Origin of the sequence: Limnobacter sp., from assembly GCF_036846585.1 — a bacterium.
Lineage (GTDB): Bacteria > Pseudomonadota > Gammaproteobacteria > Burkholderiales > Burkholderiaceae_B > Limnobacter.
In genome coordinates this window covers 142902-156938 of the sequence record NZ_DAIUBR010000001.1, presented here as the reverse complement: position 1 = coordinate 156938, position 14037 = coordinate 142902, and the positions used below count along the sequence as shown (strand labels likewise).

At 53.4% G+C, this 14037-nt stretch carries 15 protein-coding genes; 5 read left to right on the top strand and 10 right to left on the bottom strand.

Going from position 1 to position 14037, the window contains the following annotated elements; all coding sequences use genetic code 11:
- Positions 1-4: 4 nt before the first annotated feature.
- Positions 5-823, bottom strand: coding sequence for a class I SAM-dependent methyltransferase (locus V7028_RS00710; protein WP_334118187.1), 819 nt, complete (start codon positions 821-823; stop codon positions 5-7).
- Between the two features lie 117 nt (positions 824-940).
- Here V7028_RS00710 and V7028_RS00705 point away from each other — a divergent pair, with 117 nt between their 5' ends.
- Positions 941-1306, top strand: coding sequence for a phage holin family protein (locus V7028_RS00705; RefSeq protein ID WP_334118225.1), 366 nt, complete (start codon positions 941-943; stop codon positions 1304-1306).
- On the opposite strand, the gene V7028_RS00700 is transcribed toward V7028_RS00705, so the two are convergent.
- The 3 genes from V7028_RS00700 to V7028_RS00690 all read right to left on the bottom strand — a co-directional run bounded on the left by V7028_RS00700 (position 1307) and on the right by V7028_RS00690 (position 4487).
- On the bottom strand, positions 1307-3262 hold the full coding sequence (locus V7028_RS00700; RefSeq protein ID WP_334118186.1) for a methyl-accepting chemotaxis protein: 1956 nt from the start codon (positions 3260-3262) through the stop codon (positions 1307-1309).
- A gap of 103 nt (positions 3263-3365) precedes the next feature.
- Positions 3366-4088: a sulfite exporter TauE/SafE family protein gene (locus tag V7028_RS00695; RefSeq protein WP_334118185.1), complete on the bottom strand. Its 723-nt coding sequence runs from the start codon at positions 4086-4088 to the stop codon at positions 3366-3368.
- A 9-nt stretch (positions 4089-4097) separates the two neighbouring features.
- Positions 4098-4487: a hypothetical protein gene (locus tag V7028_RS00690; RefSeq protein ID WP_334118184.1), complete on the bottom strand. Its 390-nt coding sequence runs from the start codon at positions 4485-4487 to the stop codon at positions 4098-4100.
- Between the two features lie 127 nt (positions 4488-4614).
- On the opposite strand from V7028_RS00690, the gene V7028_RS00685 reads away from it, so the two are divergent.
- A complete protein-coding gene (locus V7028_RS00685; protein ID WP_334118183.1) occupies positions 4615-5655 on the top strand; it encodes an HD-GYP domain-containing protein in 1041 nt (346 codons plus the stop codon).
- A 10-nt stretch (positions 5656-5665) separates the two neighbouring features.
- On the opposite strand, the gene V7028_RS00680 is transcribed toward V7028_RS00685, so the two are convergent.
- Both V7028_RS00680 and V7028_RS00675 read right to left on the bottom strand, forming a co-directional pair.
- Positions 5666-6652 (bottom strand): quinone oxidoreductase family protein, encoded by a 987-nt coding sequence (locus V7028_RS00680; protein WP_334118182.1) that lies wholly within the window; start codon positions 6650-6652, stop codon positions 5666-5668.
- Positions 6653-6790: 138 nt separating this feature from the next.
- Positions 6791-7654 (bottom strand): NAD(P)-dependent oxidoreductase, encoded by an 864-nt coding sequence (locus V7028_RS00675; RefSeq protein ID WP_334118181.1) that lies wholly within the window; start codon positions 7652-7654, stop codon positions 6791-6793.
- Positions 7655-8070: 416 nt separating this feature from the next.
- Between V7028_RS00675 and V7028_RS15285 the strand changes: the two genes are divergently transcribed.
- From V7028_RS15285 to V7028_RS00665, 3 genes are all read left to right on the top strand, one after another.
- Positions 8071-8238, top strand: coding sequence for an N-acetylmuramidase domain-containing protein (locus tag V7028_RS15285; RefSeq protein WP_442918660.1), 168 nt, complete (start codon positions 8071-8073; stop codon positions 8236-8238).
- Between the two features lie 60 nt (positions 8239-8298).
- On the top strand, positions 8299-9189 hold the full coding sequence (locus V7028_RS00670) for a hypothetical protein (protein WP_334118180.1): 891 nt from the start codon (positions 8299-8301) through the stop codon (positions 9187-9189).
- A 96-nt stretch (positions 9190-9285) separates the two neighbouring features.
- Positions 9286-9741 (top strand): YaiI/YqxD family protein, encoded by a 456-nt coding sequence (locus tag V7028_RS00665; protein ID WP_334118179.1) that lies wholly within the window; start codon positions 9286-9288, stop codon positions 9739-9741.
- Here the strand turns inward: V7028_RS00665 and V7028_RS00660 are convergent.
- From V7028_RS00660 to V7028_RS00645, 4 genes are read right to left on the bottom strand one after another with little or no spacing between them, the layout of a single operon-like run.
- Positions 9738-10055 carry an EthD family reductase gene (locus V7028_RS00660; protein WP_334118178.1) on the bottom strand — a complete coding sequence of 106 codons (318 nt, stop codon included), beginning with the start codon at positions 10053-10055 and terminating at the stop codon, positions 9738-9740. The two genes, V7028_RS00665 and V7028_RS00660, sit on opposite strands and share 4 nt — an antisense overlap.
- Positions 10056-10079: 24 nt before the next feature.
- Positions 10080-11453 carry an NAD-dependent succinate-semialdehyde dehydrogenase gene (locus V7028_RS00655; protein WP_334118177.1) on the bottom strand — a complete coding sequence of 458 codons (1374 nt, stop codon included), beginning with the start codon at positions 11451-11453 and terminating at the stop codon, positions 10080-10082.
- Positions 11450-12679, bottom strand: a complete 1230-nt coding sequence (doeA, locus tag V7028_RS00650; protein ID WP_334118176.1) for an ectoine hydrolase — start codon at positions 12677-12679, stop codon at positions 11450-11452. The genes V7028_RS00655 and doeA overlap by 4 nt, the downstream gene beginning before the upstream one ends.
- Positions 12676-13953 carry an aspartate aminotransferase family protein gene (locus V7028_RS00645; RefSeq protein ID WP_334118175.1) on the bottom strand — a complete coding sequence of 426 codons (1278 nt, stop codon included), beginning with the start codon at positions 13951-13953 and terminating at the stop codon, positions 12676-12678. Before V7028_RS00645 ends, doeA begins: the two co-directional genes overlap by 4 nt.
- Between the last annotated feature and the right edge of the window lie 84 nt (positions 13954-14037).

Below are 14037 nucleotides of genomic sequence, written 5' to 3'. Positions count from 1 at the left end.
CAGCTTATTTTGCGGCCACAATCCACATGTTGTCGCTGGTGGGTTGGCGGTCAGCCAAACCGAACTGAACCACTTTCATGCCTTGGCGGGTAAGCAGTGCTTCCAGATTGTTCGGTGTGAAGTAATTCACATGATCAGGCAGGCGAAAGCCACACCATTTTTCGGCGCGAATTTTGCGGTTCCATGAACCGTAGTTGGGCACTTTGACAATGACCACACCGCCCGGCTGCAATACTTTGGCCACGCCCTTTAGCAAGCCATCCGGTTCCACTTCATGCTCCAGAAATGCGCTCATCAGCACGCCGGCAAAGTGGTTCTCGGGCAGTTTTTGAATGCCGTTGAATGCGTTGTCGTGCATGATGCTGCCGCCCCTTGGTTCCACCACTTCACTGGCGGCCAGCGCCAGCGCCTTGGACACTTCAATGCCGTAAGGTTGGTACTTGGCAGGCAGGGTGGCCAGCAGGCCTCCTGCCGCGCATCCAATGTCGAGCACGCGCCCACCCGGAATGTATTTCTCGATCAACGCAGGCAGTTTGTTGCGCTTCAATACTTTTTGGCGAAAATGTTTGAACGCCCGGCTTAAACCCTGTTTAACCGGTTCGCGTTCCTCACGCACCTGGCGTTCGGTTTCTGATGTTTTTTCCCAGGCGAATTCTTCGCTCAGCCTTTCATACACCGGTGCACGTTTCAGGTAAACAAAATGACAGCTGTTGCATTCGATCATTGGCCATTCGGTGGTGCCGTAATCCAGCATCTTGGCGTTGTCTGCATTGGCCTGGCAAAAAGGGCAACTGCGCGACACAAGGCGTGAACTAACATCCATTCTGGAATTCCCGTGGTTTGTTTATGTGATTTGTTGAAATGTGTTAGTTTGGCAACGGTTGGCACACAGCCGAAAAATATTGTACATCACCAGTTTTACAACGTGGAGGAATTGAATTTGAAACTCTTGCTAAGCTGGGTTCTACACGCGGTGGCGTTGATGGCCGTTGCATACTTGCTGCCAGGGGTGGTGCTCGAGGGCTTCTGGGCTGCGTTGTGGGCTGCCCTTATTTTGGGTTTGGTGAACACGGTGGTCAAACCGATCTTGCTGATTTTGACCCTGCCTTTGACCGTGCTCACGCTGGGCTTGTTCTATTTCATCCTGAACGGCCTGATGTTTTACTGGGTGGGTTCAATTCTTGATGGCTTCCAGGTCAACGGCTTTTGGTGGGCTGTTCTTGCGGCACTGCTGTATTCGCCGTTCGCCACGTTCCTAAGCTCGATCCTGCTTCAAGAGAAGGTCAGGGTCGAGCGCATCGATTGATCAGGCCTGTTGTTCGATCTTGAATTTGCCCATGACGGTGTCCATCTGGTTTGACAGGCTTTGCAGCGCTGTGATCACCTGATTCACCTCTTGGGCAACGCCCTGGGTTTCCTCGGTCATCCGGGCTATTTTTTCCACTTGCTGGGCTATTAGGGTGGATGCAGAACTTTGTTCTTTCAGGGCTTCGGTAATTTCATTGACCGCCCGTTCTGCATCGCCTGCGTGGCTGCTGATTGCTTCCATTTGCTGGTCTGCACCCAGTGAAGACTGTTGTCCGGAATTGATCATCCCTGTCCACCCGTTGACCTGTTCAACGGCGGATCGGGTTTCCTCTTGAATGTCTGAAATGAGTGCAGAAATAGTTTTTGTGGACTCAGCGGTTTTTTCCGCCAGCTTGCGCACTTCGTCGGCAACCACTGCAAACCCGCGGCCTTGTTCGCCTGCGCGGGCCGCTTCAATGGCGGCGTTCAAGGCCAGCAAGTTGGTTTGGGCGGCAATTGCATGAATGACCTGGATAATGCTGGAAATGTTGTCCGACTGCAGCCCCAGGTTGTTGATGCTTTTTGCCAGGTTGCAAGAGGCCACACCAATTTCGTCCATGGCCATGCGGGCTTGCTTAACGCTTTCGCGACCTTCAATGGACGATTGCCCCGCTTGACTTGACAGGCCCAAGGCCTGGTTGGCGTGGGTGTGCACCTGGCTGATCGACACTGTCAATTCTTCCACAGACGCAGCCACGGCCGAGGCCGAGTCGGTTTGCTCCTGCGCGCTGTTTTTCACCTGCGATGCGGCTGCGACCAAGGAATGGATGGTTTCAGCCATTTGGCTGGACGCGTCTTTTACTTCACCGACCAAACCGGTTTGCTTCTGGCGAATGTGTTCAAGCGCCGCGCGTATTTTACTGATTTCGTTGTTGCCTTTGCTGTGAACGGGTTTGGACAAATCACCCATGCCGATTATTTTTGCATGGGCCAGAATTTGTGCAATTTCCATGTTGATGTCGCGAAACACCACGAAGCCCAAGGCAAATGCCGCCAGCAACACAGCCAGTGAGCCTACGCCTTCCTTGATCAAGTCGGCATTCATGCCGGAAATACGTGTGGCAAGTTCGGCTTGAAGCGCCTTGTTTAATTCATTGCTTAACTGAAAGCTGGCGCTGGTGGCCTCGTTGAGCAAGCGAACCGTATCCGGTGAACCACTCAGCGTTTCATAGTTCAGGTCTTTGGCTGATTCGGTTTGAACCCACGCCTGGATCGATTTCAGATCATTGTCGATGGTGTCAACTTGTTTGTGTACTTCAGAAGATATATTTCCCCCTGCCGCTTCCGACTTCTGAGTGGCCTCCCGGATTTCTTCCAGCGCCCTGCTCAATGTGCCAGTTCGTGAATTGGCAAAACTCAATGTGCCTGCAATGTCGCTGTCTTGAAATCGCAGTTTTCCCTCCAGGTCGGCCAGATATTCCATGACCCCGGGCAACTGAAAGGCCATGGGACTCATCATGTAGTAACTGGGCAAGTAAGGATCTAGCGTCAATTCACTTTCATCTGCAAGTTGACGAACCAGTGTCACCATGTGATTGCCCAGTGCGTCAGACTGGGTTTGCGAGGATTCTCTGGACAATGCCAATGGCAACAGTTCAATAATTTTGTCAATGTTGGCCTGGGTGTTGGACCAGTTCCCGGGCAACTCCAGCTTTAGTTTTTTCAGGGTTTCGGTAATCGGGACAACAGATCCTGATTGTTTCTGAGCTCTGTCGCCCAAAATTTTCTGAAAAACCGGGTTGAGTTTTTCCAGTGCAACGGCACCTCGCAATTCGTTCTCGGATGAGCCAATCAGCGTGTTGACCTGCGTGTAAATTTGTAGAAACAAAAAGCCGAAAGCGACCAGCAATGGCAGTGCAATGAGGGCGCATTTTTTGGGCAGAGTGAGTGAGTCAAGAATCGATTTGAGCAACATGCGTTTCCCCTTTGCAACTGGACTTGGTTATATCAATCCAAGTGTGCAGCGCAGGGCGGGGTTTTGCATCCCTATTTAATGGGAACCCGAAGTGATTAGGAAGTCAGGAAGAAAAAGTTGACAAACCTTGCCAGCATAGACGCAGGGCCAGTGCGGTGAGCATCCAGTCAAGCAGGGTTTTGAACAGTTGTTCCGGTACCCGGGCCAGCAGCTTTGCACCAAGCAGGTTGCCCCCTATTGTGGCAATGCCAATGCCCAGCAGCAGGGGCCAGTAGGCAATCAGGCTGACATCCAGACTGGCAAATGCAATCACCTTGATGCCGTGTTGAATGGTCATGGCCATGCCGTGGGTGCCCACCACCATGTGGCGCTCCCATTGCGTTTTGGGCATGACGGACATGACCAAAGGGCCTGTAGCACCCAACACCAGGCTTAGGCCAGTGGTAACACCCCCGGATACTGCTGGGTGCCAGCCGCTCAGTTTCAGCCAGGCTGCTTTCCAGGTGGCCAGCAGGATGAAAAGGCCCAACAACAGCTGCCCCACCGGCACGGGGATGAACAGTGCCAGCGGTGTAATCAAGGCACCGCCAGCAAGCGCGCCAAGCAGAAACGGTTTGATGTAAGCCCAATTGATGTGCTTGCGTTGTACCAACACCCGATTGGTGTTGGACATCAATTGCGCCGCACCGTGCAGTGGAATCAGCAGCGCTGGGGGCACAAATTGCGCCATCAGGGCCAGCAATACCACGCCCCCGCCTACGCCCATGGCGGCGGTAATGCTGGACGTGATGAAGGCTGCAAGGCTAAGCAGCAGCACCAGTGTCACCGTGCCGCCTTACTTCGCAAGCACTTCGATTGACCCGATGGTGGTGCCGGCCAGATCCAGTTCAATTGCGTGTGTGCCCGCGGTGTTGGCTTTCAGGTTGATGAGGGTGGTTTCATTGCCGGGCAGGGGGATGCGTGCGTCCAGCCCTTGCACAATTAGTGAGTCTGTCTCATCGGAGTGAACCAGAAACTGAATGCTCTGGCCTTCCTGCACTTGGGTTTGAAACGAACCTGTGGTCAAATTTCCATCAACAATGGACAAGGATTGCAACGCCTGCGCAGCACCATATTGCCCTGTTGGTGACACAGAAGGCGTATTTTGTGTGGTCTGGATGTATAGGTAGGCCCCAGCCAGCGTGGCACTGGCAAGGCCCAAGTAAACTAGGGCACGTTTGTTCATGAGTAAGTTGGTTTTCGTTTGAATTGGGGTGTTTTCAATCAATGAATATACACTTCATTTTGAGGGATAACGCACTTCAGAATTTCCTCAACCGTGCCGTTAGTCAATGTAGTGGGGCGAGGGAATCATGGAAGTTGACAAAAGTGCCGAAGAACAACTGTTGTTGGTAGAGCAGGCGCGTGCCACCGCCCAGGCGCTTGCTGACCAATTGACCACGCTGGTTCATGATTTGCAGCTTGCCAACACCACGCTGGAAAAGACGGTGGATTCTCAGCAACAGGAAATCCAGCAGGTCCAACTGATGCTTGACCAGGCACATCGCGACATCAAGATGCAGTACCTTGGGGCAGTCAAATCCTTTTCCAAACTGATGGAATTGCGTTCCCCGCTGTTGGTCGCTCATGGTTTGCGGGTTGCCGAGCTGGCCCGGTTGATTGCCAAGGAAATGCACTGTGGTGACGATGCATTACAAGACATTTATGTGGCCGGTTTGCTGCATGACATTGGCAAACTGGGGCTGAAAGACGACACCTTGTTCAAACCCCTTGTTTCGCTCGATGGCGAAAGCAGGGTTGCCCTGATGAAGCATCCGATGAAAGGGCAATGGGCATTTCAGGGTTTGCTGGAAATGACACGGGTTGCGGCGATCATTCGGCACCACCATGAACGTTACGATGGGCAAGGATTCCCGGATGGGCTGGCCGAGCAAAGTATTCCTTTGGGAGCGAGAATTCTGGCGGTGTCAGAAGATTACGACGAACTTCAAATGGGCTGGCTTGCTGCCAAGGAATTTGACGATCAGCAAGCGCAGGCTTTTCTGGTGGGAGCCGCTGGCAAGCGGTATGACCCCGCCGTGATCGCTGTGCTGCCCGCAGCGCTAGAAAAGCTGAGGGCCGCTGAAAAAGCCCACGAGAAAATTCTGCATGGTGAGGATTTGTACGAGGGGCTGACATTATCACGTGATTTTGTGGGGCCTGACGGGTTCATGTGGCTGTCAAAAGACCATGTGGTGACTCGCCACTTCATTGACCGGGTTCGGGAAGGCGAGTTGCAACACGGTGTGTCGTTAAAAATTTACACTGTTAAAACAGCGAATTCCAGAAATGCCCCATCGGCTTCAAAAGGCACAGCCCAGCCTGCACAGCAGACTGGTCACGTTGCGCTCTAGCTTGGCTTTGTTAAGGAATCAGTACCGTGCTGCCGGTGGTGCAGCGGTTTTCCAGTTTAGTGTGGGCTTTCACCACATCGGCCAGCGCAAAGCGTTGGTTGATCTGTATTTTGACGGCGCCGCTGGCCACCACGCCAAACATTTCCGCCGCGCTTTCCAGCATTTCCGCTTTGTCCGCGGTGAAAGAGGCCACGGTGGGGCGTGTCAGCACCAGCGATCCACGTTCCACAAGCCATTGCAGGGGGACAGGATCCACCTTGCCGCTGGCATTGCCAAAGCTGACCATCATGCCGCGCGGTTTCAAACAGTCCAGTGATTCCACAAAGGTTGCTTTGCCCACGCTGTCGTAAACCACGGGTACGCCTTTGCCGTCGGTTAGTTCTTTTACGCGTTTGACCACATTTTCTTCGCTGGTAATGATCACTTCCGCACAGCCGTTGGCCCTGGCCAGTTCCGCTTTTTCCCGTGTTGATACGGTGCCGATAACCCGCACACCCAGCGATTTGGCCCACTGTGTGGCAATTGTGCCGACACCACCTGCAGCAGCGTGGAACAGAATGGTTTCGCCTGCCTGAACCTTGTAGACGCGGCGAAGCAGGTACTGGGCGGTGAAGCCTTTCAGCATCATGGCTGCGGCGGTGTCGAAATCAATGGCGTCGGGGATTTTAACCAAGGGGTGTGTCGGCATGTTGCGCACGGTGCAATAAGAACCCAGAGGGCCGCAACCATAGGCCACGCGATCACCCACCTGAAAATCTTTTACGCCTTCGCCCACGGCGCGAACAATGCCCGCGCCTTCGTTGCCAATGCTGGTGGGCAAGGGCAGGGGGTACACGCCTGTGCGCCAGTACACTTCAATGAAATTCAGGCCGATTGCCTTGTGCTCGACCTGAACCTCACCTGCTTTGGGTGGGCCAATTTCAAGGTCCTCGTATTTCAACACATCGGGCGCGCCGGTGCTGTGAATTCGAACAATTTTTCCTGTGCTTGTGCTCATTTTGATACTCCTTCTTTTACTTTTTTATTCATGCCCGCCATAAAAAAAGACGGCGCCCAAGAGCGCCAAACCCACGCCCCAAGTCGTGGGTGATCGTTCCAGTAAGGCGCACCTTCCACTTAATGCGGGCGCGGGCCGTTACAAACGCTTGATCAGGCTGGAGGTGTCCCAGCGGTTGCCGCCCATGCCCTGTACTTCGGCATAGAACTGATCAACCAGTGCGGTCACCGGTAGCTGGGAACCATTGCGGCGGGCTTCTTCAAGCACCAGGCTCAGGTCTTTGCGCATCCAGTCCACTGCAAATCCAAAATCGAATTTCCCCTCCACCATGGTTTTGCCACGGTTGTCCATTTGCCAGCTTTGGGCTGCGCCCTTGCCAATAACATCAAGTGCCTTGTTCACGTCCAGCCCGGCATTCATGCCAAATTTCAGTGCCTCAGCCAAACCCTGCAGCAAGCCTGCAATGCACACCTGGTTTACCATCTTGGTCAATTGGCCTGCGCCAGCGTCGCCCATCAGGGTCACTGCCTTGGCGAAGGCTGCAATTACGTCTTTGGACTGTTCGAAGTCGGCATGAGTTCCCCCGCACATCACGGTCAGTTGGCCATTTTCCGCGCCGGCCTGCCCACCCGACACCGGGGCATCAATGAAGCCGAAACCCGCGTCTTTGGCATGTTCAAACAATTCACGTGCAATTTTTGCACTGGCGGTGGTGTGGTCAATGAATACCGCACCGGGCTTCATGCCGTGGAAGGCACCATGGATGCCGGTACAAATTTGTCGCAGGTCGTCGTCGTTGCCCACGCAGGCGAATACAAAGTCTTGGTCGGTCGCCGCTTTTTCCGGGGTGGTGGCAATTTTGCCGCCGTGCTGCGCCACCCACTTTTCAGCCTTGGCCGAACTGCGGTTGTACACGGTCACTTCGTGGCCGGCCTTTGCCAAATGTCCTGCCATTGGATAACCCATGACGCCCAAACCCAGAAACGCAACTTTGAAACCCATATACCCACCTGAAAAAGTTTTAATTCCTGGAGAAACTGTAGCGGATTCGTTTTGTTAATGCGCTTCGGATCATCCCTAGGTTTTGGGTCGGAATGAGAGTAAATCAAACATTCCTACCCCTTGAGGTTTTTCTGTTAGGTTCGACATCTTTCCAGACATACGAGTATTTATGGAATCGATTTCAGCCAGTGTGGGTCGGGGCGGCCGCAATTTGCCTGACGCTGTAAAGGTCGTTCAAAGGTTGTTAAGCAAGATTGTGACTGAAATTAATTTGGTCGACGACGGTCTCACTGGTCCCAAGACGGTTGCGGGTCTTGCTTATTTCCAGGGCAGGTACGTTGGGGTGCTTCCCAGCGGGATCGTTCATCCCAATGACAGTACGCTTATAGAATTGAATAAGGGCCCGGGCGATCGCAATGTGCGAATCACGGGGCGGTGGTTTTTTGCCAGATGGTCGACCAAAAATATTGTTTGAAGCCCACCATTTTGCGAAGAAGACCGGCCATCAATACAACGAAGTATTTCCTGATATTTCCTCAAGGTCCTGGAACCGCAAGTTGTATTCAACTGCAACAGTACGCTGAGAATCTGTACCACCTCAAGCTGCAGGCCAATTATGAAAAGCTGAGTAAGGCGAGTAAAAAATGAAAATCAGCCAATCGTTTGTACTTATCGCCGTACTTTTTTTGTCAGGTTGCAATTTGCGCCAAGATGAGGGCCATGTTGATCGCGTATTCGGCAATGAGGTTACGTTGGTTCAAGTTCAGCCTGATCAAGAACAACGCATCGTCGTAGATTTGGAAAATCGTGCCAGTACCGGCCCAATTCAGATCATTTATCAGCAGCTTGATGCAGTTGGCGAAGTTCAAGAATCCAAAAAACTGGAACTCGGGGAGGTTTTGAATACTTCAGCCGTATATCGTGGCCTGCATCCCGTTTCGTTTGGATCTGTGCTTTTCGGATTTGTATTGTTGGCAAGCCAGGATGATGGGAATGAAATGCAAGGGTTCTTGTTTGTATGGAATGGTACAAGCTGGCATTACGACCCAAAAACCAGGGTGTTGTTAGATAATTTAACCGATGCAAATGAAGTTGATGGCCGATTAGGGAAGGTGTTTCCGCACAACGGGCTCAGCAGTTCAATCAAGTTGATGACAGTCAAAGATCTTCAATTTGCGAGAGAAATGCTTGGTGATGTATTTTTTCCTGAAACACGCGTAGTTTCAAAACACGGAAAAGAATTGTTGATCCTTACAAAAATGGACACTGGATCAGAATCTGTTTTCTTGCTGGAACAATTTGCAGGGGGAATGAATGTTTACAGGCTACCGTCTCCAATGGATTCGGTAATCCCTCAGACTTGCAGGCCAGTTGAGGCGGGCATCAAACAATGTGGAGTAAATGCGGTCACTTCGCTGTCGATGGTTTACAACTGCCAAAGTCCCGTCCACAATCAAAGTGAAAACGAGGCGAATATATTTGAAAGTCAAAATGAATCTTGGGTCCTCCAGAGTCAAACGAGCTGTGACCAATAATCCGAGCTAGACAAATCTCAGGAAAATGTTGAATGAATTTGACCTATCTCAAATGAAGTCTCGCTCTAATCCGTATTCCTGTAAGTTGAAAAACCAATGAAAATCTGGGTTGACGCCGACGCTTGCCCTGTCGCTGTGAAGGAAATCATTTTTCGCGCAGCCGACCGCACCGGGATAGAAACCACCTTGGTGGCGAACCAGTACATTCGCACGCCGCCTTCAAAGTACATCAAGCTGTTGCAAGTACCACGCGGTTTCGACGAGGCAGATGACGAAATTGTGCGCCGTGTTGAAGCAGGGAATTTGGTGATCACCAGCGATATTCCGCTGGCGGCCCAATTGGTGGAGAAAGGTGCACAGGTGTTAAGTCCACGGGGTGAACTGTTCAGCGCCGAGAACATCAAGGCCTTGCACACCATGCGCGATTTCATGGACACCATGCGCGCAAGCGGAATAGACACAGGCGGCCCGCCCGCATACAGCCAGGCAGACCGGAAAACCTTTGCCAGTCAGTTCGACAGAATTATCGCGAAGTTTCCAAAACCTGTTTAGGGTTTCCCGACCACCACGTCGCTGATCACAATAACAGGCGTGGAGTTGGTGTAGTTCGGAACGTCTCCCATGATGCTTTCGGCATGCGGGCCAAAGCCTGCCTGAAACGCATCCACGGAATCGCAGAACAAATGCGCCATGGCCACAAAGGCGGGGGAATCGCCCGCGCCACCAGCCAGGCATTTGTCGACCGTGTAGTAGCGAAGGGCACCGCCCATTCTGCTTTTGACCAGTGGCATGTGCTTGTCACGGTAATATTCGTGGTCGAAGCTTACGCCTTGCGTATTGGGGTACATCACACTGACTTTGATCATTTGGTTGGGTCTCCTCGACTGCCTCTATTTAATCCAGACCTGCTTGGCGTTGACAAACTCGCGTATGCCGTGTGGCCCAAGCTCCCGGCCATAACCTGATTGCTTGATGCCACCACTGGGCAATCGGGGGTCGGTTTTTACGATGCCATTCACCGCCACTTGCCCGGCCTGCAATTCATTGATTGCACGAATGGTTTTGCTGGTGCTGGCAGTCCATATACTAGATCCCAAACCGTAATTTGTCTTGTTGGCAACAAGCAATGCTTCATCAAAGTTTTCTATCGACATCACGGCCATCACAGGGCCGAAGGTTTCTTCTTCGAAGGCGCACATACCCGGCTTTACATTGGCCAGCAAGGTGGGGGGGTACTGAAAGCCGGGCGCCGATGGTAATTCGCCACCCAGCAGGCAGCTGGCGCCTTCGGCAATTGTTTGTTGCACTTGTCGGTGAAGGTTCTCGCGCAGGTCTTTTCGGGCAATGGGGCCAATGTCAGTGGTCGTGTCCAATGGGTTGCCTGGTTTCAGTTTTGCAAGGCGTACTTTCAGCAGGGTGGTGAATTCCTCGTACACCCTGGCTTCAATCAAAATTCGTTTCGCCGCAATGCAGCTTTGGCCAGCATTGATGGTACGCGACAACACGACAATGTCAGCCGCGCGTTGCAAGTCAGCGTCGGCCAACACAATGCAGGGGTCAGAGCCCCCCAGTTCCAGTACTGCGGGTTTCAGTTCTGATGCCGCCGTGGCGGCGACCTTTCTGCCTGCCGCGCTGGAACCTGTAAAGCTGACAGCCACAATTCTGGGGTCGCGAATGGCTTGCTCCACATGTTCTGTGCGCACAGGCAAATTAACCACCACGCCAGCAGGCGCGTTGGCTTCCTTAAAAATGTCGGCCAGTGCCTGCGCAGTGGCGGGCACATTGGGGTCGTGCTTCATCACGCAGGTGTTGCCTGCCATCAGGGCCGGTGCCAGGTAGCGAAAGGCCAGCCAGGCGGGTGCATTCCAGGGCAGTATGCCCAGCAGCGTGCCCAGCGGCTGGTACTTTACATAGCTTTCCGAGGCGTCGGACGCGATCCATTCATCAGCCAGGTGTTTGCCAGCATGTTCGGCGTAATATTCACAGCAGGCCGCCGCCTTCTCCACTTCGGGGCCACCTTCCTTCACGGGTTTGCCCATTTCAAGGGCCATCAACTCAGCCAATTTGTTTTTGTGTTTGCGCAGTTGTGCCGCCACGGCGTGCATTACCTTGCCGCGCTCTGCAAATGATTTGGCAGACCAGGCCGGGAAGGCCGCTGCAGCCAGCCCGATCTGCGCGGTAATTTGCTCGCCTTGCAATGCGGCATGTTCGGCAATTTTTTTGCCTGTGAAGGGGTTGGTTGAAACAAGCATGGTGGTGGTCATACAGCTTGGTCCTCCTTGGAATCTGATTCCGTGATGGTTTTCTTCAGCGCGTACACTTTTTTCTCCGGTTTTACGGTGAAGTCGCGATCGAGCGAGAAGAAGGATTCACAGCCGTCTTTGGTAATGATGATGGTGTCGGAAATGCCGCAGGTTTTGTTGCCGTCTACGCCCCACATCCACGGGATGATGTGAAAGGTCATGCCTTCTTCAAGTATTGATGATTCGCCCTGTTTCAGGCTCATGATGTAGCCCTCGTCCCAGCTGGGTGGAAAGGCAATGCCGATTGAATAGCCGGAACGCGTGATCAGCCTTGCACCCACCTCGTTGTGGGTGATGATGTTGCGGATCAGGTTGTCTGCATCCGAAACGGTCATACCGGGCTGGAAATACTCGTGCACAGTGTCCAGCGCGTGCTTCATGGTTTCCTGTGCCTTGTACATGGAATCGCTGAGCGGGCCCACAATGGCGGTGCGCATCATGGCGGTGTGGTAGCGGCGAAAGCATCCACCCACCTCCAGAAACACATGCTCGCCGGGTTGCACCACGCGGCCTTCCCAGGTGGCGTGGCCAATCATGCTGCGTGGCCCGCTGGTGACATAGGGCATCACGGCGGGGGGTTCACCCCCGGCCTTGAACATGGCTGCAGAAATGGCTGCACCAATGTCGTTTTCTGTAACGCCTGCAGCACACGCTTCAAGGCCCGCTTTCATGCCTGCCTCTGTCGCATCTGCCGCTTTTCGCATCAGTTCAATTTCGATTTTCGATTTGCGCAAACGCCCTTGCTCCACAATGCCGAAGCAATCCAGCAATTTGCCTTTGCTTAGGCGGGTGTGCACGAAGTCTTGTTGATAGGCCGGGAAGAAATAGCTGTTGCGTTCGTACCCCAGGCGTTTGTCGTCCAGCCGGAATTCACGCAATGCGTCCAGCAACATTTGAATGGCATCGCCCGTGTCGGGGTAGGGGCGCGATTGTTCCACCCAGGTGCGGGCGAATACATTCGATTCCTCCAGTGCGCGGGTGATCATGAAAGGTTCGTCTTCAAGCGGTACCACCAGTGCCTGAAAAAACGAATACCCGGTGGTTTGGTAGTCGGTCAGGTACATGATGTTTTCAGGGTCGGTGATCACCACTGCATCCAGCCTGCGTTGTGCAATTCGGGCGCGCAGCTCGGCAATGCGGCGTTCGTATTCCTCGAAAGGAAAGGTCATGTCGTCGCGTTTTTTCATGCGGCCTCCATGGCCATGTCCACGGCCTTGCTCAGGGTGTTCAAACCTTCTTCCAGATCTGTGTCGGGAATGGTCAGCGGTGGAATCAGTTTGATGACCCGCCCACCGGTGCCGCAGCTTGCAATCATCAGCCCGTTTTCAAAACACTGGTTCACGATGGTTTTGGATGTGTCAGTGCCACCCACATTCAGGCCCAGAATCATGCCCTTGCCTGTCAGTTCCAGTTGCGGGTGGCGTTCAACCAGGCTTTGCATGGCTGCGCGCATCACCTTGGCTTTGCGTTTTACTTCGTTCATTAATTCATCGTTTTCGAAGTAGGTCAGCGCTTCACGCCCGGCCACGAACGACAGGTTTTGCCCGCGAAATGTGCCGGTGTGTTCGCCTGGTGCCCAGTGCTTGTCAATTTCCGGTTTCACCAGATTCAGGGCCATGGGCGTGCCCCAGCCGCCCACGCCCTTGGCAAGGCAAATGATGTCGGGGTCGATGCCCAGTTCATCAAAGCTGAAGTAGGTGCCGGTGCGGCCACAGCCCACCTGAATGTCGTCCACAATCAGCAATGCGCCAATTTCTTTCGCAAGGGTTTGCAGTTGTTGAAGCCATTTGGCGCTGGCTACTTTCACGCCTCCTTCGGCTTGAATGGTTTCCACCAGAAACGCAGCGGGAGGGCTCACGCCGCTGGATGTGTCGGTGTACAAAGCACGCATGCGCGCAATGCTTTCTTCGCCACAACCCAGGGTGCAGCCCTTGCACGGTGTTTCGCAGCCAAAGGCTTGGTGGGTTACGTGCGGCAAAGGCACGCCAGCGGCGCCGCGAAAATAGGCGTTGGCCGTGCAGGCCAGTGAGCCCAGGGTCATGCCGTGAAAACCATGCGAGAACGACACCATTTGCTGGCGACCCGTTACACGGCGTGCAATTTTCAGTGCGGCTTCCACCGAGTTGGTGCCGGTGGGGCCCATGAACTGCATTTTGTGTGGCATGTTGCGTGGCTTCAGCACCACGTCCTCGAATTTCTCGATGAAAGCGCGCTTTGCCACCGTGGCCATGTCCAGGCTGTGCGTCACGCCGTTCGATTGAATATACGCAATCACCGCTTTTTGCATGCGTTCGTTGTTGTGACCAAAGTTCAACACGCCTGCGCCCGCAAAAAAGTCGATGTACTCGTTGCCGTTTTCATCGGTTTGCCGGGCATTGAGGGCTTTGTCGAAAACCACGGGGTAGGTGCGGCTGTATCCGCGTACATCGCTTTCTCGGCGTTCAAAAGTTTGCAGGGACATTCAGATCACTCCTTGTAGTTGTGTCGAAGGGTGCACACAATGGCTACGGTCACGTCATTTACCTTAACATTGCTAGGGACTCTA